The organism is Saccharobesus litoralis (genome assembly GCF_003063625.1).
GTDB lineage: Bacteria > Pseudomonadota > Gammaproteobacteria > Enterobacterales > Alteromonadaceae > Saccharobesus > Saccharobesus litoralis.
In genome coordinates, this window is sequence record NZ_CP026604.1 from 2,257,025 (window position 1) to 2,282,705 (window position 25,681).

The window sequence follows — 25,681 nt, forward strand, 5'->3', positions numbered from 1 at the left end:
GATAAAATTTCAACCTTTTAACGTAAAAGAGCGCTTCTGAAACTTGTGATCAAGAGATATTCTCTACATCCATGTAGGTTGAAATTTACTTCAACAATAGCTGCGGAGCTGCTACAAACTTGGTTTCTTGCTACTATATTGCCTAATATTTGAAACTTTTACGCTTGAACGATGGATTTTGTACTCAAGCTGTCTATTTATCTTTCTTTTATGAACGCCGAACTTAGAACAAAAATAATTGAAGTCTGTAATTCTAAAATAGCCAAAAAGGGGGAGAATGTCGGGTTGTCATTTTATGCTTTTTTTGCCAATAAAAATGATAATCCTGAGTTGTTAATGGAAGCTGCGACTTGGTGGATCCAAATTCATCAGCTTGACCATTTTGTTAAAGCGAAACAAATTAAAGCTATGATAGAAGCTGGACTTTAATTCTCAAAACAGGGCGTACATTACAAACTATTTTCGTAAGCTAGCCTATTTAGGTGCGAGCCCCATATCATCTAATCGCATTAGAATGGCTGACTTTTGATGTTTCGCCACATCCTGCCAATGTTTGTTTTCACGCGCTCCAATAATGGCATAAATTGAGTTTAACCCTGTTCCCTTTACGGTTAGCTTTAATTGTCGATACAGCTCATAAGGGTCTATTGCCATAAAATCTTCGACAGTATGAATGTTAACTTGCGCGAGTATTTGCTCGCTTTTCGGGCCAAAGCCTTTTAGATCTCGAAGTCTTTTCATTGTTTACCGGCTATAAGTGCTGAATTGATACACCTTTTTTTCAAACATAGTTTAGCGAATTACCCGCCCCAAAATAAAGCCTTGATAACCGGTCGAAAAATATCGTTAATTTGATTTATAAAGTTGGTGATTAAACTCAGCGCACCTTGCCCTTGTTTGCTTAAAAGCCAAGCAAAGCTAGCGATATTGATAAAAACCGTTAACCAAAACACGACTTTGAACTGACGTTTAACCGATTTATGGCGTAACTGCCTTTGAGCAATATATGCGCCAGGCCATCCGCCGCATACAGCCAATATATGCAATCTTAGTTCAGGTATTCGCCAGCGCTGCTTTTTGGCGGCAGATTTATCTAATGCATACAAATAAAGGTAATTAAGCTGAGGCTAAAATAGATTGTTGGCATCATCAGGCTTGTTTTACCATTTAAGGTTAAACCCGCTAGGAGGCAGCAAAACAATAATGTAAAACCATAGCCAAACGGACTGGGCTTAGCGCGATAGGGTTTCAAATGCAATTCGTGGTGGATGAGTGATACCTGTTTTTACAATGGTTGCTGCTTATTGTCAAAAGCACGTTATAGTCTTCTCGTTCAGGCCTTATGGTTCATTGTCAGCGCTTACTCACCCCAATCACATAATAGAGCATATGCTCATGGGATTCGAAGCTTGACGGCTTCCCCTAAAACCTGATCGCTTTGACTATATTATTAAACCGCCATTTTATTTGGCAGTTTGCCAACTAATATTAGGTGTATAAGCGTCTTTCCTGTATGCTCTGCCGCCTTATTAAATCTGGCGCCATCTAGGGCAGATTGAGTTTAGTTAACGGTGTGATAATGGTTGAAGAAAACGGTAGTAATAAAACAGTGAATACAACTCCAGAGCAAACGGTGGAAACCGGTACGCCTGATACACAGTTAGCTGGATTTGAATCGTTAGGTTTGTCTACTGCTATAGTGCGCGCTGTTAGCCAAGCGGGTTATACCCAACCATCACCCATTCAAGCTGAAGCCATCCCTGTAGTATTAAAAAAACGCGATCTAATGGCTGCTGCGCAAACGGGTACAGGTAAAACAGCGGGTTTTACTCTACCTATGCTGGATTTATTGAATAAAGGAACCTTAGCTAGCCGTAACCAAGTTCGCGCATTAGTGTTAACGCCAACTCGAGAGTTAGCCGCTCAAGTAGCCGAGAGTGTTGATAAATACGGCAGTCAGTTGCCTTTAACCTCTCATGTTGTGTTTGGTGGCGTAAAAATTAACCCTCAAATGCAAAAGCTAAGAGGGGGAGCCGATGTCTTGGTGGCTACACCAGGTCGCCTTTTAGATTTATATCAACAAAATGCGATTAAATTCGACAAGTTAGAAATTTTGGTATTGGATGAAGCTGATCGCATGTTAGACATGGGATTCATTCGTGATATTCGTAAAATTTTAGATTTGTTACCGAAAAAGCGTCAAACTTTGATGTTTTCTGCGACTTTTTCACCGGATATTCGGGCGTTAGCTAAGGATATGACGCATAACCCTATTGAAGTGTCAGTAACCCCTGAAAACTCGACCAATCGTTCGGTTGATCAAAGTTTATACGTGGTTGAACGAAGCCATAAAACAGATATTTTAATTCGTTTAATTAAGCAAAACTCTTGGTTTCAAGTATTAGTTTTCACTCGCACTAAACATGGCGCTAACCGTTTGGTGCGTAAACTGGATAAAGCTAAAATTACTGCTGCGGCGATCCATGGCGACAAAAGTCAAGGTGCCAGAACCCGCGCTTTAGCCGAGTTTAAAGCGGGTGATATTGCGGTTTTAGTGGCGACTGATATTGCAGCACGCGGATTGGATATTGAGCAATTACCGCAAGTGGTTAACTTTGAACTGCCGCATGTCGCAGAAGACTATGTACATCGCATTGGCCGTACCGGACGAGCGGGCGCTACAGGTAAAGCCATCTCTTTGGTATGTAGTGAAGAAGCCAAGCAATTATCCGCGATAGAATGCGTAACCGGTGAGCTAATTGAGCGTAAATTATTAGATGGCTATGAAACTAAAGAAGTGGTACCACAAACGAAGATCAGGCCGTTAAAAGCCAAGAAACCGAAAAAGCCGAAAAGAGCCAAAGTAGAGCACAAAGACGGGCAAGGCTTTGCTAAACATAAGCCGGGTAGCTCAGCTAAAAAGTCACGCCATGCGGATTCGCCATCAAGAAAACCAGCACACAACAAAACGTCAATAGCCAAACCGCAAATAAAGAAAGAATACGGGTACATCGGGCGGGTAGGTAATGGCAAACCTAGCTAATAGTAACCGTCGCCGTAAAACGAATGTGCAATTTAAGTCGGCTAAATTCAGCAATTATTGGTGAAGCTGTATATGCAAGCACTGATGGCCTTTTTACTGTTATTTTGCCAAGTTAAGCCATCTTAGATTGGTGGGACCCATTTAATCTCTATGCTTCGCGCAGGGGTGAACCTATGCTTCAGCATCCTTTATTCACAATTTCTCTACTTAAGGTCGATAATAAGCTTCCTCTGTAATTTCATGGTCTGTGAGTAGATGAGTCATTAAATCTGCCCATGAATCAAACAAAACATACCGGATTGTGACTCTGAAGTTTTCCCATAAAAAACGCTTTGAACCGTACTCTTGCCGACACTGTTGGTACGCTCCATCTGTCAATTCAAAGATTTGATGGTAGAAAAAGGCAAGCAAGGTCAGTAGGTACATGTTGTAACTTAAATTCTCGTGGCCATGACCGTAGTTATGTTCAACTTCATACCCTTGGTTTTTAAGGCTGTTGAAGCATTCGTTTTCTATTTTCCATCGACAGCGCCCTGCTTTCGCCAACGCAATCACATTGTCTTTATTTATCTCAATGTCACTGACCCAGCTACCAAGATATGTCTGTTTACCCTTTTTGATTTGCCGATATTCTAGATAATTGACATGGATACTCTTTTCGCCACCATGAAGTGGCACATCATTTTGCCAACTAAATTGGTGAGTCACGTCTTTTTCATCTGTGTATGACTGACTAGATAGTGACTCATAAGCCGCTAACCAGTCATACAGGTACTTATGGTCATCTTTCTTTGCCATAAATAGAAAGCTAAACCCTTCTGCCAATGTCGATTCGATTAAGGGTTGTTTCGACATTAAACCGTCACCGCAAATAATAAAGGATTGACGAGGGTGAGCTTTTTTCAGCCTTTTTACAAAGCGCTTAGCCGCATTCATTTCACAGTCTTGTTTTTTCGCACCGTCTGTATTTTTTATGGCTTCAGGCATAACCGGAATAACCTGTCGCTGACTTGGATGCATAATGGCACCTTGTAATACCGCATGGTTATAGGTGATTTCGCCATTACGATGTTGCTTCGTTAGGCAGCCGTCACAGTGGACACTTTTGGAGCTGTGGTATTGAGTTCCATCAATGGCACAAAGGAGTTTACCAGGTAGCACTTCAAAGCTTTGTAAGTGATGATGACGTCTAAGTCGTTCAAAGTAATCTTTAAAAACCGGTGCAAAGCATTCACTGTCTATGGTATCCAGAATGTCTTTCATCTGGTTGTCTTTGGGCGTCTCTTTGATACGAAATAGGGTATTTAAATTACTTCGTTGATACTTTCTCTCTAGTCTTTTTTGGAATTGAACCAGCGAAGGTCTTGAAAATACATACAAGCAAACGCACTCATGACTGTATCGTGAAGGGTGTACGTGCACTTGCCTTGTTGACGAGGATCATCAAAACTTTCAATATGCGATGACATGGCTTTTCGCAACGCATCGAAACTAAGGTGCTTTTTACTTTTCGTTAAAGAATTCAAAATTATGCAAGCCAATTAATTATGGTATTAGCATGCAACACTTAAATCATTTTGTCTGTGATCTTTTTCCACACTTGTTGTGATCGATTGACCTATCTCGACAAATTTAGCGCGAAAACTTTATTTTTTAGTCCCTTGTAAACCTTGAATTCCTTGGCGTTGTGTATTTACCAATAATTGCTGCTATTTTAACGACGCTTACCGTTTTGATGAGTTACTACTGACTCGCTCAATATACATGGTATTTTGGGCAACCATCACCTTCGCGACCTTATCTAAATGGCGTTTACTAACGCTAACCCAATCCATGCTACTGTATGTTGCTGTCGGCATGTGTTATGTCCCCTATCTCAATATGATAGTCGGCGAGCGCTATGTTCAAGTGGTGCCAACAGCCTTATTTTATTTGTTTGGTATCGTTATCAGCCAACTCGGTGCCAAAATGGCATTAAAAGCAGGGCTAATCAGTTGCGTAATGCCAACCCTATTATTACTCGCTTTTGACAAATTCAATCAAGCTGAGCGTAATATTGTCTTTTTAATGTTCGTTTGGGGCATAGCCACTTGGGTCGCGAGTTTAATTTTAGAAAAAATAAATCGCCGATTGTTTTTATACGAACACGATTTAGATCAAGCCAACCGCCATAACCAAGAGTTACGCGAAAAAGAAGCGCAAGCCAACCGCTTTAAAAGTGACTTTTTAGCGCAAATGAGTCACGAAATTCGCACGCCACTGACCGCCATTTTAGGTTATGCCGAAAGTTATTTTAGTGAAGGTTTAAGCCGTGAAACCAAAGACGGCACCGTACGTACCATACGGCAAAATGGCGAACACATTCTTACCCTAGTTAACGACATTCTGGACTTATCAAAAATTGAAGCCGGTAAACTGCAAATTGAAAAACTCAATACCAACTGGTTAAATGTCATTGAACAAGTGCAACAAATGCAAGCCGAGCAAGCCTACAAAAAAGGCCTGGAGTTCAATTTAGATTATCACTACCCACTGCCAACAGAAATAATCACAGATCCAACTCGGCTCAAGCAAATTTTAATCAACCTAACCTCTAACGCCATTAAGTTCACAGCACACGGCAGCGTAAACTTAGCCGTCAGCTACAGCCGAGAGCAAAACACCCTACTATTTATTTTAAAAGATTCCGGCATTGGCATGTCGAACACCATGTTAACCGGCTTGTTTAAACCTTATCATCAAGGCGACATTAGCGTACGGCGCAATTATGGTGGCACAGGTTTAGGACTCTATATATGCAAGCAACTGGTTGAAAAACTCGGCGGCGAAATTAAAGTGCGTAGTACTGAAGGCCAAGGTTCAACCTTCACTTTTTCCATTAAAGCCGAGCAAACTGCCAGCAGTGAACTAATATATCAATCAGAAGGACAAAGCCAGAAACCAAACCACGAGGCCTCTATGGGTTTAAAAGTGCAACTAGCAGGTCATGTATTAATAGCAGAAGACAACACAGACAACCGTAAGCTAATAACGCTAAAACTTGAACAGCTCGGTTTGCAAGTCACTCAAGCAGAGCATGGCGAACAAGCGGTTGAAAAAGCCCTACTGAATGATTTTGATTTAATCCTCATGGATATTCAAATGCCTGTCATGAGCGGGGAAGAAGCGATTGAAATTATTCGCGCCAGTGATGGTGACATTCCCGTTGTCGCATTAACCGCTAATGCCATGACTCAAGACATTCAGCACTATTTAAAAATAGGCTTTAATGCCCATGTTGCTAAACCCATAGACCACGACAGTTTTGTAGAAACCATTAGTCAATATTGCCCACAGGCAAATAGCCAAGCTGACGAAAACGACGATGACGACAGTTTATTCTCAATGGACAACGCCGCATTTCGTCAGTTGGTAAAGGAATATGTCGAAAGCCTACCTTGTGAGATAGAAATGCTAAAACACGCAAAGTCGGCTCACGATTGGCAAAAACTAGCCAAGGTTTCACACAGCATTAAAGGCTCAGCCGGTAATTTTGGCTTTAAAAAAGTATCGGAAATAGCAGGAGAGTTAGAACAATTACTCAAAGCACAGCGCTATGGTGAAGTCGATACCGTGTTTAGCCAACTCATCGAACAACTGAATGATGCCTTATATTCAGGTGAAAGGATTTAGCCACAGACATACTATAGTTCGAGCGATTGGGGTTTAAGCGGCTGGTTTCTATTTCCAGACGATACCTAATAACTTGTACCCATTACTAATACCGTTAATTTAATATAGTGAATGAATAAGCTAAGCAGCCGGTATAACCCAACTGCTTAAGTGAGAAGGTAGATCAAATGAATGGGCTAACCAACCGCTTGAAACAAATTTCGCTCGCGTTTGTATTGTTTAAAGCCGCGTTTTTTATAATTGCGTTTGGCTGTCGGGTGCTCGAGTAGATCATTCGATTTAACCCACACTCGGCTAGCTTGCCATGCCCATGCTTGCTCAACAGCCGCTGTTAGTAATGCACCGCCAGCGCCTTTACCTATGTATTCAGGCATTAAACCTAAGTACATAATTTCAACTTCACCATCGGCATTTTTCTCAAGTTCAAAATAGCCAACAATAGAGCCTTGTTCCAAAGCTAACCAAGTACGCATGTTGTCGCGTTCAACATAGGATTGCCAAACTTGTGACGACCAAGGGCGCTTTTCAGTCCACTGCCACGACTCACCTACCGTCGCATATAAAAATTGATTAAGTTGTGCCTGTGGTTTCACACATTCTTTAATGGCTAACCAGTCAGGGCACAGTTTGGCATTCAATTGCTCAGGTTCCAACATTTCCAAGTAATAGGTCGTGTTTTGAGACATACTTTATTTTCCAAAGCAAACTTACCCTAATTGTAGCGCTAGAATAAAAAAAGGCCGCATTTGCGACCTTTTTATTTGAACTAGTTAGCTATTGGATAAAGAGCATAAAGCGTTACAGCACGAAACGGCTTAAATCTTCATCTTCAACCAATTCATCTAAGTACTTATTAACATATTCGGCGTTAACCGTAATAGTATCGCCTGAACGCTCTGAGGCATCGTACGAGATCTCTTCCATCAAACGTTCCATCACAGTGTGTAAACGCCGCGCACCGATGTTTTCCGTTTTTTCGTTAACCTGCCAAGCTGCATTAGCAATACGCTCTATGCCGTCTTGCGTAAATTCAACATTAACACCTTCTGTCGCCAATAAAGCCGTGTATTGTTCAGTTAACGACGCATTAGGCTCGGTTAATATACGCACAAAGTCTTCTGCGGTTAGCGCTTCTAACTCAACGCGGATCGGTAAACGGCCTTGTAATTCAGGGATCAAATCCGACGGTTTCGCCATTTGAAAAGCGCCAGAGGCAATAAACAAAATGTGGTCGGTTTTAACCATACCGTGTTTAGTGGTTACTGTACTGCCTTCAACTAAAGGTAGTAAGTCACGCTGCACCCCTTCACGCGAAACGTCTGGACCAGAGGTATCGCCGCGCTTACAAATTTTGTCGATTTCATCAATAAACACAATGCCATTTTGTTCAACTGCGTTGATGGCAGCTTCTTTCAAATCTTCAGGATTAACTAGGCGCTGTGCTTCTTCTTCAATCAAAATCTTCAAAGCATCTTTTACTTTAAGCTTGCGTGACTTTTTGTCTTTGCCGCCTAAATTTTGAAACATACTTTGCAGCTGATTAGTCATTTCTTCCATGCCTGGCGGCGCCATGATCTCAACTCCGACTTGCGGGGCTGCAACATCGATTTCAATTTCTTTGTCGTCTAACTGACCTTCGCGCAGTTTTTTACGAAAGATTTGACGGGTATTGGAATCGTCAACCTGCTCAGTTTCACCAAATGTATTAGTTGGGCGTGGTAATAATGCATCTAAAATACGCTCTTCAGCTGATTCTTCTGCGCGGTGTTTTACCTTTGCGGTTTCTAATTCTCTGGTTAACTTAACTGAAATATCCGCTAAATCACGAATAATAGTTTCGACTTCTTTACCTACATAGCCGACTTCAGTAAATTTGGTTGCTTCGACTTTTATGAACGGTGCGTTGGCGAGTTTAGCCAAGCGGCGAGCGATCTCGGTTTTACCAACCCCCGTTGGGCCAATCATTAAAATATTTTTCGGTGTAACTTCTTGACGTAGCTCTTCATTTAACTGCATACGACGCCAGCGATTACGTAAAGCGATTGCCACGGCTTTTTTAGCCGATTGCTGGCCGACAATATGGCTATTTAGTTCGTGAACAATTTCTCTTGGAGTCATTTCTGACATAGTTAAATCTCTTACTTCCAGCGCATGGGCTTAAGTTTAGCCCATCGCAAACAAATGGGTTAAAGTTCTTCTATGGTTTGATTGGTGTTGGTATACACACAAATATTGCCAGCAATCGTTAAACTTTTTTCAACGATGTCTTTGGCGCCTAGCTCTGAATTTTCGAGCAAGGCAGTCGCGGCAGCTTGAGCAAAAGGCCCACCAGATCCAATCGCAATCAAATCATGCTCTGGCTGGATCACATCGCCATTACCTGTAATGATTAATGAGGTTTCTTTGTCGGCAACCGCCAGTAATGCCTCAAGTTTACGTAACATGCGATCAGTACGCCAATCTTTAGCCAATTCAACCGCAGCACGTAACAAGTGCCCTTGATGCTGCTCTAATTTACTCTCAAATCGTTCAAACAAAGTGAATGCATCAGCCGTACCGCCAGCAAAACCAGCAATAACTTGATTATTATATAAACGACGTACTTTACGGGCATTGCCCTTCATTACGGTGTTGCCAAGTGATACTTGGCCGTCGCCACCCATGGCTACTTGGCCATTGCGACGTGCAGAAACTATAGTAGTCACACTAATTTCCTATGGAATGCGGGCGGAACATTAGAAAACAAAAACGCCCATAAAAAGGTTCTAGTTCTCTTTATGGGCGTTTTTTTTAATATTTCAAGGTTTTGTCATATTTACCACGAGCTAACTCTCGCTTTTACCAATTCCATCCCCAGACTTGGCAACCTTCAAATCCATTGCGCTGTAATTTATGTCGCACAGGCTCAGTATCTCGTTTGCTTTCAAACGGCCCTAATACTACGCGATACCAAGACTCGCCTTTACGATTTTTCACCATGGCTTCAACACCAATAAATGCCATCCGCGCTTTGGTTTCTTCTGCGGCTTGCTTGCTTTTAAACGATGCGCATTGCATTTGATAACGACGAGTCGATTTTTTGCGCTCAGGTACATCGACTATCACTTCTTTATCTTTCAGCTCATCTATATATTGCCATTTTTCCTCTGGCATTTTAGGCAATGGCTTTTCTTGTGGCGTTTGAACTTGCGTTTGTTGGTTTTTTTCTTGTTGCTCTGGCGCTTTGGCTTTGATCGCCCACAACATATAGCCAAAACCAGACGTCACCAAAAGCGTAACTATCAACACAATAACTAGCTTTATTTTACTTTTTGGCGGCGCTTGCTCTATTTGCTTTTTGCGCGGTTGAGCGCGACCACGATTTTTATAATCCCTAGGTGCCATACAACGTTATCTAACTAAAAAGGGGAGTCATACTGTTACACGAACAACAGTAGAGGAATGGTGATCAGTATACTGAATTGTAGCGCGAGACAAACCTCGCGCTTAGATCAAAAAGTTAGAGCCTGTATACAGTATGTATATGGCCCTAATTTTAAAAGATTACTGTAAGCTTTTGATAAAGCGGTTTGACTCTTCGATTGATACATTAATATCGTCAATAATTTGCGTCACTTCACGCTGAATACCGGATAGCTCGCCTTTTAATGCACCTATCGCTTTAGCGTTAAGATTGTGTTTTAAGTACAACACATTATCATTCAACGCGGCTAAAAACGGTGCCATTTTTTGCTCTGTACGACGCATGTTTTTAATCAGCTTTTGATATTGGCGCTCGGTTTTCTTTAGCTTGTCCTGACTTTGGCGTTTTAGCTTGGCACTAGAATATTGATCTAATTCATCTTGCCATTCGTCAAATAATGCATCAGCGACATCCTCGACGCTATCAATGCGCTTAGAGACATCATCAGCCGCACTTTTGGCATCATCATAAGTTGCCTTTAGGGTGTCATACTGTTTTTCTAACTCACCGCCATCCATTTCAACCACGGAACGAAACTTGTCCAACGCGGATTGAAACTCTTGCTGTACTTCTTTTTGTGATGCTTGCGCATCTTCAATACGGTCAACCATGATCTCGCGTTTATGGATCCCAACTTTTTCCATTGCGGAATAATAAGCTGTTTGGCATGCACTTAAGCTTAAACACGCTATGACTAAACAGAAAACGTTTAACTTGATCATGTTATAGGCCCCTTATTCTTTATTGCTTTTTATCGCATCGACGATTTCTTTAGTACGCTTGTCTTGTTTTTTGCTATGGACTAAAAGTACAGCGTGAATAGCGCCAGGGATCCAAAAAAACAAAGTAAGGACCAAATTCAATAAAGCTTGAATAGGGCGACCAATAAACAATACGGCAAGTGGCGGCAACAAAATGGCCAATAAATACATCATAATCTCTATTCCTTTAAAACTAGAATTAACTCTACTTTAGCCTGAAATAGAAAGATTGAAAATGAAATAAAAAGTTATATGCGGCAAAACTGTGGTTCTAGCAGATATCTTGCGGATCAATATCGAGTAACCAACGCACTTGAGACAGGCCTTTTTGCGCTTCTATTAGCTGACACAATTGTTTTAATGCGGCGTTAAGTTGGTTACGCTGCTTACTTTCAAATACCATTAAGTAACGATATTTACCCGCGCGCTTTTCTTGTGCTGCCGGAAAAGCCGGTAATAAAATCACTTGTTGATAATGATGCTGCAAGTAAGGTTTGAGTAACTCTGTGACTTGTGCACAAAATTGTTCAACCAAAGCAGGTTGATGCGCTTCTGCTCGCAATACCGCCCAAAATTGATATGGCGGCAACATCATGGCTTGACGCTCTTGCAGTAAATAACTTAACACCGCCTCGTAATTTTGTTGGCATACGAGATTGATCACACTGTGCTCTGGGTGATGACTTTGTAATACCACTTGCCCGGGTTTATCGCCTCGCCCTGCTCGCCCTGCGACTTGCACTAACAATTGAGACATGCGCTCTATCGCTCGAAAATCAGCGCTGTATAACGCATTATCCAAATTGACGATCACGGTTAAGGTTAGATTTGGAAAATGATGGCCTTTAGCCAGCATTTGCGTGCCAATTAATAACTGATGTTCACCTTGCTTAACCTCATGCAGGGTTTGTGCTAGCTGACCTTTGCCACGGATATTGTCGCGATCGACTCTTAACGGTGGCGTTTTCTCAAAGCGTTGCTTTAAAAACGCTTCTAGTTTTTCAGTACCCACTCCCCAATCAATAATCTGCGTAGATCCGCAACTATGGCATTGCCGCGGAACAGGGGTAATTTCTCCACATTGATGGCACTGCGCTTGGCGCGGCGATTGATGATAAGTAAAGTGATGATCACAGCGCTGACACTCGTATATCCAACCACATTCATGACACATCAAGGCCGGAGCAAATCCTCTGCGGTTTAAAAAGACCAATACTTGATTTCCGGCATCTAGGTGCTTGGCCATTAAGTCCAGTACGCGTGGCGCTAAGCCATCTTGTAAAGGTTGATCTTTAATATCGAGTACGACAGGTTGTGGCGGTTGGCTTTGCTGCGCACGTTGTTGCAATTTAAGATGTAAATAGCGCCCCTGTATCGCGTTGTAATAACTCTCTAACGAGGGGGTAGCTGAGCCCAATACGATAGGTACTTGTTGCAGATGTGCGCGTTTTACCGCAACATCTCTTGCGTTATAGCGCAATGAGTCCTGCTGCTTAAAGGAGATATCATGTTCTTCATCAAGAATAATTAACCCTAAGTCTGGCATCGGCGCTAATACGGCCGAACGCGTGCCAACCACGATCCGCGCCAAACCCATTTTAGCTTTAAGCCAAGCAAGATACCGCTCTGTATCATTCAGCTCAGAATGTAAAACGACAATCTCACTATCAAAACGCTCAGCGAAACGCTGTAACGTTTGCGGGGTTAAACCTATCTCGGGGACCAAGACCAAGACTTGTTGGTTTTGTTGCAACGCCTTAGCCATAGCTTGAATGTAAACTTCTGTTTTGCCACTGCCAGTAACTCCTTGCAGCAAAATGGCCTTAAACTGATTAAGCTGCGCTGTGATACGGTTTATGGCAGCTTGCTGCTCATCTAATAAAGTTAACCCCAGATCACGATAATTAACCTGCTTGCTGATTGAGCCTTCTGGTCGCAACTCGACGCGTGAAATGGCTTGGCTTTCTTGCAATTTATTGAGCAGATCACGACTAAAGCCAGCTTGTTTAACTTCAACTAAACTAACCTGCCTTTGCCCCATCCAATCTAACAAAGCTAATTGACGTTTAGCTTGATTAGTTACCAACAACTTACCATCAACATTAGCTTGCCATTTTTCAATACTCGGTAATAACGCGGGTTCTCCAGCCTTGAGTTTTTTGGGGAGCAAATTCATATAAGCTTCGCCCGGCGGCGCCATGTAGTATTCGCCAAGCCAATGCCTTATTTGCATATTAACTGTGTCAAATAACGGGCTGTCGTCTAACACATCGCTAATAGCTTTTAACTTGGCGAGTGTCCATTCTGATTGGCTAGTTACTTCAACCACTAAACCCACTTTGTGGCCACGGGCAAACGGCACGCGCACCCGCATACCCGCCTCTAATGTGGGCTGGTTTTCATTTGGGATTAGGTAATCAAATAGACGGCGTACCGGCGTTATTAACGCGACACGGGCAATATGGTTTTGCATGGCGCGATTCTAACAGGCCAAGCCAAAGCTGGAAAATACTAATCGCCACCTAAGCTAATTTTAATATTTTATGACCTAAGCCTAGGTAACTTCATAACCACTAAAGCTGGGCTTATTCAACATAACACAACAAAGCTTAATTTTGTGGTATCGCAACACTTGCCCTTCGTACGTATTTCTGCCAATACTATGGGGGTAGCGATTTCATAAAAATACGAATAAAAACAAAAGGTCAACCATGTTTGCTCAATATCCGCGTTGGTTTAAACGTTGCGTTTTGCTGTCAGTATTAAGCCTAACTTGTGTAACGAGTTTGCAAGCTGCCAATGTTCCACAAGGGGTTAAGCTTGCCGCAAAACAAGAATTGGTCAGAGGAATTGGCTCGGAAGTGCCTTCTCTCGATCCTCATAAAAGTGAGGCAATGAACGCCTCAGCTGTGATCCGCGACTTAATAGAAGGCCTAACCTCTGAAGATGAAAATGGTCAATTGATCCCCGCTGTTGCCAGTCATTGGCAAACCGACGACAACCGCACTTTTATTTTTCATTTACGTAAAGATGCTGTGTGGTCGAATGGCGATCCTGTCACCGCAGATGACTTTGTTTACAGCTGGCGACGCTTAGCTGATCCCAATACCGCATCACCTTATGGTTGGTATTTAGAAATGACCACACTAAAAAACGCCGCTGAAGTTTTAAAAGGTGATAAAAAACCTGAAACATTAGGGATCACCGCACTAGATAAACACACGCTAAAATTCGAGCTCAACGAATCTTTGCCGTATTTTCCCAAAATGCTGGTCCACACCTCAGTCAAGCCAGTGCATCAAGCCACCCTTGAAAAATTTGGCGACAAATGGACCCGCCCTGGTAATTATGTGGGTAACGGCGCATTTTTACTTAAAGAGTGGATCGTCAATGAACGCATGGTCTTGGTAAAAAATCCTAAATACATGGATGCCGATAAAGTTATTTTAGACAAAGTCGTGTATTTACCTATCGAAAACCAAGTCGCGGAAATGAATCGCTTTTTAAGCGGTGAAATTGATATTACTTACGAGTTGCCCAACGAACATTACACCCGCTTAGCCCGAGACTTTAAAGAAAGCGTAACGATAACCCCTATGCTTTGTTCCTATTATTATGGGGTACGAGTCGACAACCCACCATTTGACGACGTGCGCATTCGCAAAGCTTTATCTTATGCGCTCGACAGGGATATTATCGCCCAATATATCGTGCGTAAAGGTGTCGATCCGGCCTACTATTTTACCCCAGACAAAACCGCTGGCATGGCTGCCGATTTACCAGAGTATGCAACTTGGAGCCAAGAAAAACGCAACCAAGAAGCCAAGCGTTTGTTAAAGGAAGCCGGTTATGACAAAAACAATCCATTAAAGTTTGAACTCTTGTACAACACCAGTGAAAACCACAAAAAAATTGCCACCGCCGTGCGCCAATTATGGAAGCAAACCTTAGGTGTGCATGTGTCGCTAATTAATGAAGAGTGGAAAACCTTTTTAGACACCCGACGTTTTGGCGTTTACCAATTAACTCGCTCAGGTTGGTGTGGCGATTACAACGAGCCTTCCACTTTTTTAACCTTGTTGATGTCGAACAATTCATCCAACGATATGCGCTATAAAAGTCAGCGTTATGATGATGTTGTTAATCGAGCATTGCAATCCACTACCGAGCAAGAGCGCAGCTTAGCCTATAAAGAAGCGGAAGCGATACTAGCCGAAGACATGCCTATCATCCCTTTATATCACTATGTTAATGCAAGGCTCGTCAAACCACGAGTCGGCGGCTACCCAATGAATAATGCGTTGGATATAGCTCCCAGTAAAAGCATGTACATTAAACAAATGTAAGCCAAGCGACGAAGAATAACAGCCATGTTTAAATTTATTATTAAGCGATTACTAGAAGCCATACCCACTTTGTTGATTTTGGTCACCGCGACCTTTTTTATGATGCGAATGGCACCGGGCAACCCGTTTACCAGTGAACGCAGTTTACCGCCGCAAATCATTGAAAAAATCGAAGCAAAATACGGCTTTGATAAACCCATAGTCGAGCAGTACTTTTCATACCTTGGCAATATCCTGCAAGGCGACTTTGGCCCGTCGTTTAAGTACAAAGATTACTCAGTTAATGAATTAATCGAACAAGCCTTGCCCGTGTCAGCCACTATTGGCTTATTGGCATTTTTGTTTACCACTGTGGTTGGGGTTGGTGTTGGCACATTAGCCGCGCTCAAACAAAATACTTGGTTGGATTACACTATGATGTCCACCGCCATGCTGGGCGTGATCATGCCATCATTTGTTTTGGCGCCTGTATTGATTTTTGTCTTTGCTATTCAGCTGGGGTGGTTTCCGGCTGGTGGCTGGCAAGGCGGCAGTTGGCAATTTATTATTTTGCCCATGCTGAGTATGTCTTTACTCTATATTGCCTCGTTTGCCCGCATTACGCGTGGCTCGATGATAGAAACCTTAAATAGCAACTTTATTCGCACCGCCCTTGCCAAAGGTTTACCTTACCGAACCATTGTATTGCGCCATGCGTTACGCCCCGCCATGTTGCCAGTGCTTTCCTATATGGGGCCTGCTTTTGTCGGTATTATTACCGGTTCCGTGGTGATTGAAACCATTTTTGGTTTACCCGGCCTTGGAAAGCTATTTGTTAATGGCGCGCTTAACCGCGATTATTCTCTGGTATTAGGACTAACCATTCTAATTGGTTTTTTAACCATCACCTTCAACGCCATCGTCGATATTTTGCTAGCCGCCATCGACCCTAAAATCCGCTACGAATAGGAAGACGATCATGCTAACTCAACAAAAAAATAGCCAAGCGGTTGAAAATTTTAGTCAGCAATTACAAGTGAGTGGACGCAGTTTATGGCAAGACGTGTGGCTGCGTTTTAAACGTAACCGCGCTGCTATGATCAGCGCCTACATTTTAGGATTTATTATTTTTGCTGTGTTGTTTGGCCCTTTGTTTGGCGCCCACGGTTTTGATGTGGCCGACTGGCCCAATATTCACACCGGTCCAAGCTGGGAAAATGGCCATTATTTAGGCACAGACTCACTAGGCCGCGACTTATACATGCGAGTACTGATCGGCGGGCGTATTTCGATTCTTGTTGGTATTTTAGGTGCATTAGTTGCTGTACTAATTGGCACCTTATACGGCGCTACTTCAGGTTTTATTGGCGGCAATACTGACCGCGTTATGATGCGTGTACTGGAAATACTCGCCTCTATGCCGTTTATGTTTTTAGTTATCCTGCTAGTCACCTTTTTTGGTCGCAATATTTTTTTGATTTTCGTGGCGATTGGTTGTGTATCTTGGCTAGATGTGGCGCGTATTGTTCGCGGGCAAACGTTAAGTTTAAAAGGCAAAGCCTTCATTGAAGCCGCCCAAGTTTGCGGTGTTAGCAACTGGCATATTATTACCCGCCACATTGTGCCTAATGTTTTAGGGGTTGTCGTGGTATACGCTACGTTACTGGTACCCGGCATGATCTTATTTGAGAGCTTTTTAAGTTTCTTAGGTCTAGGAGTGCAAGAGCCAATGACATCTTGGGGCGCACTATTGCAAGAAGGCGCACAAACCATGGAGGTCGCGATATGGCAATTACTTGTGCCAGCCGGATTTATGGTGGCCACTCTGTTCTGTTTTAACTATCTAGGCGACGGGTTACGTGACGCCTTAGATCCAAAGCAAAAGCACTAGGCTAAGGAGCTAATTATGTCACTGCTCGACGTTAACGATCTGCAAGTTAAATTCACGACGCCAGAAGGTATAGTAACCGCCGTTAATAAACTCAGCTACAAGGTTAATCAAGGCGAAACCTTAGGCATTGTTGGCGAATCAGGATCAGGTAAAAGCCAATCTGTTTTTGCCCTGATGGGGTTACAAGCGCCCAATGCCATTATTCAAGGTTCGGCGCGCTTTGAACAACAAGAGTTGCTTAATCTACCTGAGCAACAATTAAATCAGATCCGCGCTAAACAAATATCCATGATCTTTCAAGATCCCATGACCTCGCTCAACCCGTACATGAAAGTCGGCGAGCAATTAATGGAAGTCTTGCGTCTGCACAAGGGGTTAAGCAAACAACAAGCCTATGCTGAATCGCTAGCCATGCTAGATGCGGTAAAAATTCCTAAAGCACAGCAACGCATGACTATGTATCCTCATGAGTTTTCTGGCGGTATGTGTCAACGCGTTATGATTGCCATGGCATTATTGTGTAAGCCTAAGTTGTTAATAGCGGATGAACCCAGCACAGCACTAGACGTGACAGTACAAGCGCAAATAATGCAGTTGTTAAAAGAGCTGCAAAAGGAATTTAATACCGCTGTTATCATGATCACCCATGACTTGGGGGTTGTAGCTGGTATTTGTGACAATGTACTGGTGATGCATAATGGCGAAAAACAAGAATATGGCAGCGCTGAAAACATATTTTATCGCCCCCAACACCCTTACACCAAAAGCTTGCTACAGGCGATCCCTAGGCTAGACAAAAACCAGCATACATTATCCACAGTCTCTGATGCGGCTACCAACACAGAGCAAGAGCCTGTTGTCAGTGCTAAAAAAGAAAAAAGCACAAGCGACACTCAACAAGCCATTCTCGATGTGCAAGATATTAAAGTGCATTTTGCAATCACCCAGAAAAACGCTTGGCCTTGGTCAAAGCCCGAAATATTAAAAGCGGTTGATGGTATTTCGTTTCAGGTTTACCCAGGAGAAACTTTAGGTATTGTTGGTGAATCCGGCAGTGGTAAATCAACATTAGCACGCGCGATCATTGGCCTAGTTAAGCCAACTGCGGGCAAAGTTATTTGGCAAGGAAAGGATTTAAGCCAATTAGATAAACAGGCTTGGCAACACGAGCGCAGCAATATTCAAATGATCTTTCAAGATCCGTTAGGCTCGTTAAATCCACGTATGACTGTCGGTGATATTGTCGCTGAACCCTTAAAAACTCACTTTCCTGAGCTATCGAAAACTGAGCGCAAACAACAAGTACAAGCCATCATGACAAAAGTCGGCTTGTCGCCGAATTTAATCAATCGCTATCCGCATGAGTTTTCAGGCGGGCAATGCCAACGCATTGGTATCGCCCGCGCTTTAATTTTAAAACCTAAACTGATTATTTGCGATGAACCCGTGTCGGCACTGGATGTGTCAATCCAAGCTCAGGTGATCAACTTATTACAAGAGTTACAGCAAGAACTCGGTTTAAGCCTGATCTTTATTGCGCATGATCTCGCCGTAGTTAAGCACATCTCGGATCGCGTCCTTGTGATGTATAAAGGCAATAAAATGGAAATGGAATCAGCGGATACCCTGTACGACAACCCGCAGCATCCTTACACACAAGCCTTGTTATCTGCAGTGCCAATTCCCGATCCTCAGATTGAAAGAAACAAAACCGTACAAGAATATTCAGAATAAAAAGGAAACAAGAATAATGAAGACTAAACTCAAAGTCCTTAGCCTTGTGATTAGCGCGGCATTATTAAATGCGTGCGGTACAACAAGTGACGCATCGGCAACCAAAGTTGGATCTAGTGCGCCACAGGCCAAAGCTGAATCAACCCAACCAAAGGTTAAACCTGTAGATGAAAAATACATTTGGGATCTAACCGATTTATACCCATCAGCCCAAGCTTGGCAAGACGCACATACCACAACGAAACAAGCCGTAGAAAAGCTAAAAGACTTACAGGGCACATTAGGCAAAAGTGCGCAAAGCTTAGCCGCAGCAAGTGAGCAAATATCATCCGTATACAAAGATGCGGTGCGCTTGTTGGTTTACGCCACTTTAAAGGCCGATGAAAATTTAAAAATTGCTGAAAATGAAGAGCGCCGACAACTCGCTAAAGCCTTGCTCAGTGATCTGGGCTCGGCCGTAAGTTGGTATAACCCTGAGGTGTTAGCAATAGGTGAAACTAAGATCCGTCGATACTTAAAGCAAGAGCCTAAGCTAGCGGTTCACAAACACGCGTTAGAAAACATTCTGCGCAATGCGCCACATACCTTAAGTGAAGAAGTCGAAGCCGTACTCGCAAAAACCAGCAAATTAACTAGTGCGCCAAATTCGATTTACTCAGTATTCGCTAACGCCAACATTCCTTGGCCAGAAATCACCCTCAGCACTGGTGAAACTCAATTACTCAATCAAGCTGGCTATTCAAAACTGCGTCAAGCTCCCTCACGTGAAGACAGACAAAAAGTCTTCGACACGTTTTGGGGAAAATGGAAAGAATATGAAGCAACGTTAGGCGGCGTACTGAATACTCACGTACAAGGTTTAGTTTTTAAAACTCAAGTACGTAACCACGATACGTCAGTGAGCCGCGCTTTGTTCGACGATGCTATGCCTGAAACTGTGTATCGCACCTTGATCAAAGAGGTTAACGATGCGCTACCCACGCTACATCGTTATTTTAAATTGCGTAAGCAAATGCTAAATATTGAAGATGATTTACGTTACTTTGATATTTACCCACCATTAGTGCAATTGGATAAAACCTATAGCATTGAAGATTCTATCGCGATTACACGCCGTGCATTATTGCCATTAGGTCAAGAGTATTTAGATGCATACGATAAAGGCGTAGAAGGGCGCTGGATGCATGTTTACCCACAAGAAGGCAAACGCTCTGGCGCATACATGTTTGGTGCTGCGTATGATGTCCACCCTTATGTATTGTTAAATCATAACGACGACTACAACAGTGCCTCGACCTTCGCTCATGAATATGGCCATGCTGTACACTCAGTACTAAGTAATAAGACTCAACCTTGGGAAACGGCTGATTACGCAACCTTTATTGCCGAAACCGCATCTATCATGAATGAGATGTTACTTGAAGATATGGTAATCAAAGAAGCCAAAACAGACCAAGAAAAACTCTACTATTTAGGTATTGGTTTAGAAGCGCTGCGCGGTACTTTCTTCCGTCAAACCATGTTTGCCGAATTCGAGCTCAAAATTAATGATGCCGCGGAAGCTGGCGAAATATTAACGGGCGCTAAATTATCCGAAATCTATTTAGATCTATTAAAACGTTACCATGGTCATGATCAAGGCGTAATGAAAATTGATGAAGCTTATGCCATGGAATGGGCATACATACCGCACTTTTACTATGATTTTTATGTATTCCAATATGCAACATCCATTGCTGCAGCGGCCGGCTTAGCAGAGAAAATAGGTAAAGGCGACACCCAAGCACGCGACGCTTTTATCAACATGCTCAAAGCGGGTGGCTCAGACTACCCGTATAATCTTATGAAACAAGCTGGGGTTGATATGGCCACAGCGGCACCATATCGAGCGTTAGTGACACGAATGAACAATATAATGGATAAAATGGAAGCGATTCCAGCCAAGCAGTAAAACAACACTTTCCCGCAATTTATACAAAGGCTACCTTACTTAAGGTGGCCTTTTTGTTTTAATCTGAAGATAAACATAACTTATCAAGCTGCGAAAACTAAAAGATATACTGAGCTCGTAAGCGCCATTCTTGTCCATCTTCTTTAGGTTGTTGCCTTTGCTCGGCCGCCATATAACTCAGCATTAAAGCCGCTTGCGGATTAATATACCCGATCTTCCGCACTTAATTATAGATACAGGATATTTTGTGTGGTTGCGGCCCTAAATTTTTAAGTAGATCTGTTTGTTCGATAAGCTTATCCTGTTTTACGCGCACGACAAATGCCACCGCATAGCAGTGTATTTTTCTTCAAGTGATGGCTAGCTCAGTTGATATATATCTAAAGCTTCTTTGCCAAATAAGCGAATGATTTTCTCTTCTCTTTCACTGATATTCGCGACCCCAATGCCTTGTGTTCCTAAATCAACATAACTTATCCCTCGCAGCATTTGAAAGACCCAGCGTAATGTAGGCGATTGCGTGGGGTGCCCTAACTGATTGGGCAAGGTTTCGTCTTCTTTTGTTAATCTCGCTCTCAATTCGTATTGACCTAAGTTGTAAACCAGCAACGATAAACTCATGACCATCAGTAATGCGTCTATCCGTTGTGGGTTTTGCAGGTAAATGCGATTGCTTTGAAAGGATTTGTCTTTCATGAACCTGAAACCATTTTCAACTTGAGATTGTTGCTTGTATTCCTTAAGCATTTGCGCGGGTGTTAAACTCGTTTTATTTGTGGCTAAGACGAATCGACCAAGTGGGTGCTTCGCTTGGGCTATGGCTTCTGCGTTTTCTACAATGTCTGCTATGACCCGGTAACCTTTGAGTTTTTTATCTTCTGGCTTCGGTCTTCCTCGTTTTTCGTATCCCCATTGAGCCTCTATTTCGCGTTCAACAACTTGGTGATACTTCGCTTTTTTAGCGGTATTTTTAAGTGCCTGTCTCGCGTCATGCTCACACGCATACAATGTCCCTGATACTTTTTTCAATGCGCGAGTTAATGCTTGATGTGCGTTATCGATTTTCTTTTCCAATGTTTTCAGTTGGCGAGCTTTACCTTGCTCAGAGCTGTATAGCACCCAGTTTTCATTCGGGCTGTCTTTGTCTTCATCGTTAATTTTGGCGTAACGATAACCGTTATCTAATTCGCACCATTCAAAAGCATCATCGCTTTTCGCACTATTTTGCTTAACTATGTTTAAGGTGGCTGGCACGCGTGTCAGCCAATTCACGTTGGCATTTTGAAGCTTATTCGTGTTGTACAGCGCTGAATCAGCTACCCATAACATGTCTTCGCTATTATTGAGTTCTTCAATGAAGTTACGCATATAAGCAATGCTGTCATGAAATATCGTTTTGTCTGCTGCATTACCGTCATAACTTTCATAATAAATCGGAAGTCCTGCTGGGCCGTTGGTAATGAGATTAACAACCACTTGTTTCAAGTCGGGGCGATGGTCTTTGGAATACCCTTGTTTAGGTATTGGGGCATGCTTCCAATCACCATTGTATTCACCGAATAAGGCTAAGCTGGTGCTATCTAAATGATGGCTGGTGCTTAATAAGCCATGCTCTTGAATAATTTCAAAAGCTAACTGACTAAATAAACGTGTCGTCCCGTGTTGATTCAGTTTATCAAGACATCGACCCAGCGCATCCTCATTCATATCATCGGCACAAAGCCCTGGCGCTATCAATGCCTCTATCGGTTTGTCTTTAAAAAAGTCTGGGGTCATATACAAAGTCGCATTGGTGAACCCAAGACCATTCAGGATTAGCGCGCAGATCCGCTGCCCATACGTAGACTTGGTTCGTTTATCCAATTTAATCGGCAGCATCAGGTCAATTCGCTGTGCAATTTTGTACTTTTTCAATAACGCAGCGACTAAACCAAGGTGATCCATAGATTGAATAGAGACTTGTTTGATTTGGGGCATTAATGGATCTGATAAATATAATGACAAGGATATTGTTATCTTAGCGAAGCTGTTTGAAATACTGTGTGATCTGTAGCGTGAATAAGGGTGATCTTTTACTTCAATGCTTGTGATCTATTTCGCACAATAAAGTGACTTGCTAAATTTTCAACATTTGAGATTAAAGTACGGAAGATGGGATATACCAATTGAGCCCAAGCGTATAGACACTCGCATCGACTGACTTACCAATGTTGACATGATTGAAGTTGCCATCCCCCTGCTCAGCTCGCATTGTTACCTGTAACACTCCGAATGCGGCATTGGTTTTTACTCGCCTAAATTTACCCTCGCGATATGGCCTTGAGGTTTGCCCATCTAAAAAGTAACCAGCCTCAACATACCAACCATTAGTATCTGTTTGCGTATCGTCTTCATAGCTTGCAACAAAATATTCAGATTGCAGATGAAGTGCTGAATAGCCATAAGCGAATTCAATGTTAGCTAAATCTTTTTCGCCAGTTAAGCCTAACCCAGAACCCAAATGATAATAATGGCTAGGTTCAACAAAGTAGGAGTAAGTTATACGTCCAATAGCTGCATTCCCTTTAAAATCATTTTTATCATAGAAACCAAGCCAATAATTAATCTTATCACCCAACTTAGCTTGATAAGTGACACCTTCCATCCGCCCATATTTATGATAATTAGCCACTCCTCCACGCTCAGTAAAAGACAGTGACGTATTGCCAGAAGCCCAGTTTAAACCGAAATGAGTTTTTTGCCGCCCGAGGATTAATTGACTTCCATTATCAAAACCGGAATAAGTAGCAACTAGATCTACAATACCATCGGCATCAAATGTTTCTGCTCTTAAATCAAAACGAGCCAGATAACCCCAATCATTTTTATCTCCATAAACACTTAACCAGACGCGGCGATAATTGGTTTCATTTATTACTTTTTTACCATTTAGCTGGGTACTGTCGTGATCAATTTGCACACGCCCTTTAACGTTAAACCAATCAGCGGCAAAAGAGTGACTTGAACAAAGTGTAAAACAAACAAGCAAAAATACATTAATAGATAAGTTCATAATCCGGTAAAAGCTTATACTGAAAGTGACAATCTAAATAATCAAATATCGTTCCAACGACAAATGCTTAATTTTCTTACTTAATTATTAAATTTGAATTAATTGTCTATGAAACCTACACAAAAAGTAGTTGCGCAAAATCAATATCGCTATTAATAATATAAATCTATTTGTGATTAATTGAGTTGCAATAGCAATATGATGAGAGACTTTTATGCTGAAAACCTTGCGCAAGTCAATCAAACAAACAGTGTGACCACTGCGCACGATATATTTAATGAAAAAGGCGTTATGGTTGTCTCTAGTGGTACATTACTAACATCTCAAACAGCCCAACGTATAGCCAAACACAAGCTAGCCCTTCCGCTTGAACATGCGATCCAACTCGATCGTTCGTGTAATGTCGAACAAGATATCCTGTTACTTCCTGAGCATCCAGAGGTACAAAAGCTACTAGAGAATGGAGTAGGCTTAGGGCTATTTCAAGCCGCAGCTAAGCAATTAAACTACTATCCGTTACTAAAACAAAAGCTCACAGTATTAAAGCAACAGTATCCCAAAATCTATAAAAAATCGGTTATGGGTGCTTACATAGCTTTACTGTTAGGCCAAGAACAAACTATTCCAAGTGAAACACTGCGCCTGATATTTTTAGCTGCTATAGCTAGGGATCTTGGTGTTCTGCATATCGACCCTAATATAGTCAACAAACAAGGCGTATTAACAAATGAAGAAAAAAAGCAACTAGAAGGTCATGTCGCAATTGGTTACCATTTTTTGAAACTGTTACCAGGGTTACCACCGAGAGTAGCTAGAGCGGTATTAGAGCATCACGAACGTACTGATGGCTTTGGCTATCCTAAATACAAAGCCCAGAATGAACTATGCCGAGAAGGCCAAATAGTGGCTTTTGCTGATAGCTTTATTGGTATTTTTTATAAATATGTATTTGGCTTGCGATACTCAGTGCAAGCGATAGCATCTATATTACAAATCAATGCGGGGATCCACGATCAACGCAATACTGATTCAGCCTTACGTTTACTCAACAAATTTATCCAACCACTACAACTACGGCATAGTAAACATGAACTTTGCGTGATCCGCGATCAAATCACTCAGCGCATGCGTCATTTAAATGAATGGTATAAACGAGCATTACAATTAAATAATAATATTCAGCAACAGTGTAATAACTTTCATACTAAGCGCACGAATAGCTTGTTTGAGCGCATAAATGAAACCTTAACGCGCTCAGGGATCAATGACCAAAGATACGTAAATTGGCTTCATAGCATAAAAGAAGATCAATTGACTAAAGAAGACAGTATAGAAATTGAACAATATGCCCTGATGCTTAACGAAGGCTCTTGGCAGTTGAACCATCTAAATATGGCGCTATCGATGACCATCCAAACCTTGGAAATCAACAAAAAGGAATTTGCGGAAGACTTGGCTATGTTCGAGGTGTTAGAGACGCTTGTGAAACACTTTAACGAGGATTTGCTTTAGAAACTAAGCGTTTTTACCAACGCTTGCAAGCATAAATGCTCGCCTACTAGTTTTGATTGGCTAAAACGCAAAAAGCCCTTAGCTAACGCTAAGGGCTTCTTTTGGAATAAGAGCCTGACAGTGTGCTACTCTCACATGGGACCTCCCACACTACCATCGCCGCAATTGCGTTTCACTTCTGAGTTCGAGATGGAGTCAGGTGGTTCCGCAATGCTATCGCCGTCAGGCATAAACTGTTATGTATTCAACTCTTGAGTTAAATACCAATTAGGCTTGT

Annotated in this window: 22 protein-coding genes and 1 rRNA gene; 9 read left to right on the plus strand and 14 right to left on the minus strand. The window is 42.2% G+C overall.

Going from position 1 to position 25,681, the window contains the following annotated elements; translation table 11 throughout:
• Window positions 1-210: 210 nt before the first annotated feature.
• Window positions 211-429: a DUF6500 family protein gene (locus C2869_RS07760; RefSeq protein ID WP_108604896.1), complete on the plus strand. Its 219-nt coding sequence runs from the start codon at window positions 211-213 to the stop codon at window positions 427-429.
• 45 nt (window positions 430-474) lie between these two features.
• Here the strand turns inward: C2869_RS07760 and C2869_RS07765 are convergent, their stop codons facing one another.
• Together C2869_RS07765 and C2869_RS07770 are read right to left on the minus strand one after the other, a co-directional pair.
• Window positions 475-741, minus strand: coding sequence for a TfoX/Sxy family DNA transformation protein (locus tag C2869_RS07765; protein WP_108601010.1), 267 nt, complete (start codon window positions 739-741; stop codon window positions 475-477).
• A gap of 59 nt (window positions 742-800) precedes the next feature.
• Window positions 801-1,106 carry a DUF1294 domain-containing protein gene (locus tag C2869_RS07770; RefSeq protein WP_108602400.1) on the minus strand — a complete coding sequence of 102 codons (306 nt, stop codon included), beginning with the start codon at window positions 1,104-1,106 and terminating at the stop codon, window positions 801-803.
• Between the two features lie 473 nt (window positions 1,107-1,579).
• On the opposite strand from C2869_RS07770, the gene C2869_RS07775 reads away from it, so the two are divergent.
• The gene (locus C2869_RS07775; protein WP_108602401.1) at window positions 1,580-3,043 is read left to right on the plus strand and encodes a DEAD/DEAH box helicase; all 1,464 of its coding nucleotides are present in this window, start codon (window positions 1,580-1,582) and stop codon (window positions 3,041-3,043) included.
• 207 nt (window positions 3,044-3,250) lie between these two features.
• On the opposite strand, the gene C2869_RS07780 is transcribed toward C2869_RS07775, so the two are convergent.
• Entirely contained in the window at window positions 3,251-4,306 is a 1,056-nt protein-coding gene (locus C2869_RS07780) for a hypothetical protein (RefSeq protein WP_108602402.1), read from the minus strand.
• 501 nt (window positions 4,307-4,807) lie between these two features.
• Between C2869_RS07780 and C2869_RS07785 the strand changes: the two genes are divergently transcribed.
• Window positions 4,808-6,715 carry an ATP-binding protein gene (locus C2869_RS07785; RefSeq protein WP_108602403.1) on the plus strand — a complete coding sequence of 636 codons (1,908 nt, stop codon included), beginning with the start codon at window positions 4,808-4,810 and terminating at the stop codon, window positions 6,713-6,715.
• Window positions 6,716-6,891: 176 nt separating this feature from the next.
• On the opposite strand, the gene C2869_RS07790 is transcribed toward C2869_RS07785, so the two are convergent.
• From C2869_RS07790 to priA, 7 genes are all read right to left on the minus strand, one after another.
• Window positions 6,892-7,401: a GNAT family N-acetyltransferase gene (locus tag C2869_RS07790; protein ID WP_108602404.1), complete on the minus strand. Its 510-nt coding sequence runs from the start codon at window positions 7,399-7,401 to the stop codon at window positions 6,892-6,894.
• A 112-nt stretch (window positions 7,402-7,513) separates the two neighbouring features.
• Entirely contained in the window at window positions 7,514-8,842 is a 1,329-nt protein-coding gene (gene hslU, locus C2869_RS07795) for an HslU--HslV peptidase ATPase subunit (RefSeq protein WP_108602405.1), read from the minus strand.
• A gap of 59 nt (window positions 8,843-8,901) precedes the next feature.
• Window positions 8,902-9,420: an ATP-dependent protease subunit HslV gene (gene hslV, locus C2869_RS07800; protein ID WP_108602406.1), complete on the minus strand. Its 519-nt coding sequence runs from the start codon at window positions 9,418-9,420 to the stop codon at window positions 8,902-8,904.
• 133 nt (window positions 9,421-9,553) lie between these two features.
• Complete coding sequence (locus C2869_RS07805) at window positions 9,554-10,099, minus strand: SPOR domain-containing protein (RefSeq protein ID WP_108602407.1); 546 nt, start codon at window positions 10,097-10,099, stop codon at window positions 9,554-9,556.
• Between the two features lie 159 nt (window positions 10,100-10,258).
• Entirely contained in the window at window positions 10,259-10,900 is a 642-nt protein-coding gene (locus C2869_RS07810) for a DUF2959 domain-containing protein (RefSeq protein ID WP_108602408.1), read from the minus strand.
• A 12-nt stretch (window positions 10,901-10,912) separates the two neighbouring features.
• Window positions 10,913-11,113, minus strand: coding sequence for a YqaE/Pmp3 family membrane protein (locus C2869_RS07815; RefSeq protein ID WP_108602409.1), 201 nt, complete (start codon window positions 11,111-11,113; stop codon window positions 10,913-10,915).
• A gap of 97 nt (window positions 11,114-11,210) precedes the next feature.
• Window positions 11,211-13,412 carry a primosomal protein N' gene (priA, locus tag C2869_RS07820; RefSeq protein WP_108602410.1) on the minus strand — a complete coding sequence of 734 codons (2,202 nt, stop codon included), beginning with the start codon at window positions 13,410-13,412 and terminating at the stop codon, window positions 11,211-11,213.
• Window positions 13,413-13,650: 238 nt separating this feature from the next.
• On the opposite strand from priA, the gene C2869_RS07825 reads away from it, so the two are divergent.
• The 5 genes from C2869_RS07825 to pepF are packed head-to-tail and all read left to right on the plus strand — an operon-like array spanning window position 13,651 to window position 20,840.
• Entirely contained in the window at window positions 13,651-15,285 is a 1,635-nt protein-coding gene (locus C2869_RS07825; RefSeq protein WP_108602411.1) for an ABC transporter substrate-binding protein, read from the plus strand.
• A gap of 24 nt (window positions 15,286-15,309) precedes the next feature.
• Entirely contained in the window at window positions 15,310-16,233 is a 924-nt protein-coding gene (oppB, locus tag C2869_RS07830; protein WP_108602412.1) for an oligopeptide ABC transporter permease OppB, read from the plus strand.
• Window positions 16,234-16,243: 10 nt separating this feature from the next.
• Window positions 16,244-17,155 (plus strand): oligopeptide ABC transporter permease OppC, encoded by a 912-nt coding sequence (oppC, locus tag C2869_RS07835; RefSeq protein WP_108602413.1) that lies wholly within the window; start codon window positions 16,244-16,246, stop codon window positions 17,153-17,155.
• Between the two features lie 15 nt (window positions 17,156-17,170).
• Entirely contained in the window at window positions 17,171-18,889 is a 1,719-nt protein-coding gene (locus tag C2869_RS23035; protein ID WP_108602414.1) for an ABC transporter ATP-binding protein, read from the plus strand.
• 16 nt (window positions 18,890-18,905) lie between these two features.
• Window positions 18,906-20,840 carry an oligoendopeptidase F gene (gene pepF / locus C2869_RS07845; RefSeq protein WP_108602415.1) on the plus strand — a complete coding sequence of 645 codons (1,935 nt, stop codon included), beginning with the start codon at window positions 18,906-18,908 and terminating at the stop codon, window positions 20,838-20,840.
• 97 nt (window positions 20,841-20,937) lie between these two features.
• Here pepF and C2869_RS22985 read toward each other — a convergent pair whose 3' ends face one another.
• From C2869_RS22985 to C2869_RS07855, 3 genes are all read right to left on the minus strand, one after another.
• Window positions 20,938-21,063 (minus strand): hypothetical protein, encoded by a 126-nt coding sequence (locus C2869_RS22985; protein ID WP_268958813.1) that lies wholly within the window; start codon window positions 21,061-21,063, stop codon window positions 20,938-20,940.
• A gap of 137 nt (window positions 21,064-21,200) precedes the next feature.
• Complete coding sequence (locus C2869_RS07850) at window positions 21,201-22,817, minus strand: IS1634 family transposase (RefSeq protein WP_159083991.1); 1,617 nt, start codon at window positions 22,815-22,817, stop codon at window positions 21,201-21,203.
• Window positions 22,818-22,977: 160 nt separating this feature from the next.
• A complete protein-coding gene (locus tag C2869_RS07855) occupies window positions 22,978-23,892 on the minus strand; it encodes a porin (RefSeq protein ID WP_108602416.1) in 915 nt (304 codons plus the stop codon).
• A 198-nt stretch (window positions 23,893-24,090) separates the two neighbouring features.
• Between C2869_RS07855 and C2869_RS07860 the strand changes: the two genes are divergently transcribed.
• The gene (locus tag C2869_RS07860) at window positions 24,091-25,404 is read left to right on the plus strand and encodes an HD domain-containing phosphohydrolase (RefSeq protein ID WP_108602417.1); all 1,314 of its coding nucleotides are present in this window, start codon (window positions 24,091-24,093) and stop codon (window positions 25,402-25,404) included.
• Window positions 25,405-25,516: 112 nt separating this feature from the next.
• Here the strand turns inward: C2869_RS07860 and rrf are convergent.
• Window positions 25,517-25,631: ribosomal RNA gene (gene rrf, locus C2869_RS07865) — 5S ribosomal RNA — on the minus strand.
• Window positions 25,632-25,681 lie beyond the last annotated feature (50 nt).

Bases quoted from the DNA above. Each gene is read 5' to 3' on its own strand.
- C2869_RS07760 (WP_108604896.1), top strand. From the start codon at position 211: ATGAACGCCGAACTTAGAACAAAAATAATTGAAGTCTGTAATTCTAAA.
- C2869_RS07765 (WP_108601010.1), bottom strand. From the start codon at position 741: ATGAAAAGACTTCGAGATCTAAAAGGCTTTGGCCCGAAAAGCGAGCAA.
- C2869_RS07775 (WP_108602401.1), top strand. From the start codon at position 1,580: ATGGTTGAAGAAAACGGTAGTAATAAAACAGTGAATACAACTCCAGAG.
- C2869_RS07780 (WP_108602402.1), bottom strand. From the start codon at position 4,306: ATGAAAGACATTCTGGATACCATAGACAGTGAATGCTTTGCACCGGTT.
- C2869_RS07785 (WP_108602403.1), top strand. From the start codon at position 4,808: ATGGTATTTTGGGCAACCATCACCTTCGCGACCTTATCTAAATGGCGT.
- C2869_RS07790 (WP_108602404.1), bottom strand. From the start codon at position 7,401: ATGTCTCAAAACACGACCTATTACTTGGAAATGTTGGAACCTGAGCAA.
- hslU (WP_108602405.1), bottom strand. From the start codon at position 8,842: ATGTCAGAAATGACTCCAAGAGAAATTGTTCACGAACTAAATAGCCAT.
- C2869_RS07805 (WP_108602407.1), bottom strand. From the start codon at position 10,099: ATGGCACCTAGGGATTATAAAAATCGTGGTCGCGCTCAACCGCGCAAA.
- C2869_RS07810 (WP_108602408.1), bottom strand. From the start codon at position 10,900: ATGATCAAGTTAAACGTTTTCTGTTTAGTCATAGCGTGTTTAAGCTTA.
- C2869_RS07815 (WP_108602409.1), bottom strand. From the start codon at position 11,113: ATGATGTATTTATTGGCCATTTTGTTGCCGCCACTTGCCGTATTGTTT.
- priA (WP_108602410.1), bottom strand. From the start codon at position 13,412: ATGCAAAACCATATTGCCCGTGTCGCGTTAATAACGCCGGTACGCCGT.
- C2869_RS07825 (WP_108602411.1), top strand. From the start codon at position 13,651: ATGTTTGCTCAATATCCGCGTTGGTTTAAACGTTGCGTTTTGCTGTCA.
- oppB (WP_108602412.1), top strand. From the start codon at position 15,310: ATGTTTAAATTTATTATTAAGCGATTACTAGAAGCCATACCCACTTTG.
- oppC (WP_108602413.1), top strand. From the start codon at position 16,244: ATGCTAACTCAACAAAAAAATAGCCAAGCGGTTGAAAATTTTAGTCAG.
- C2869_RS23035 (WP_108602414.1), top strand. From the start codon at position 17,171: ATGTCACTGCTCGACGTTAACGATCTGCAAGTTAAATTCACGACGCCA.
- pepF (WP_108602415.1), top strand. From the start codon at position 18,906: ATGAAGACTAAACTCAAAGTCCTTAGCCTTGTGATTAGCGCGGCATTA.
- C2869_RS07850 (WP_159083991.1), bottom strand. From the start codon at position 22,817: ATGCCCCAAATCAAACAAGTCTCTATTCAATCTATGGATCACCTTGGT.
- C2869_RS07855 (WP_108602416.1), bottom strand. From the start codon at position 23,892: ATGAACTTATCTATTAATGTATTTTTGCTTGTTTGTTTTACACTTTGT.
- C2869_RS07860 (WP_108602417.1), top strand. From the start codon at position 24,091: ATGATGAGAGACTTTTATGCTGAAAACCTTGCGCAAGTCAATCAAACA.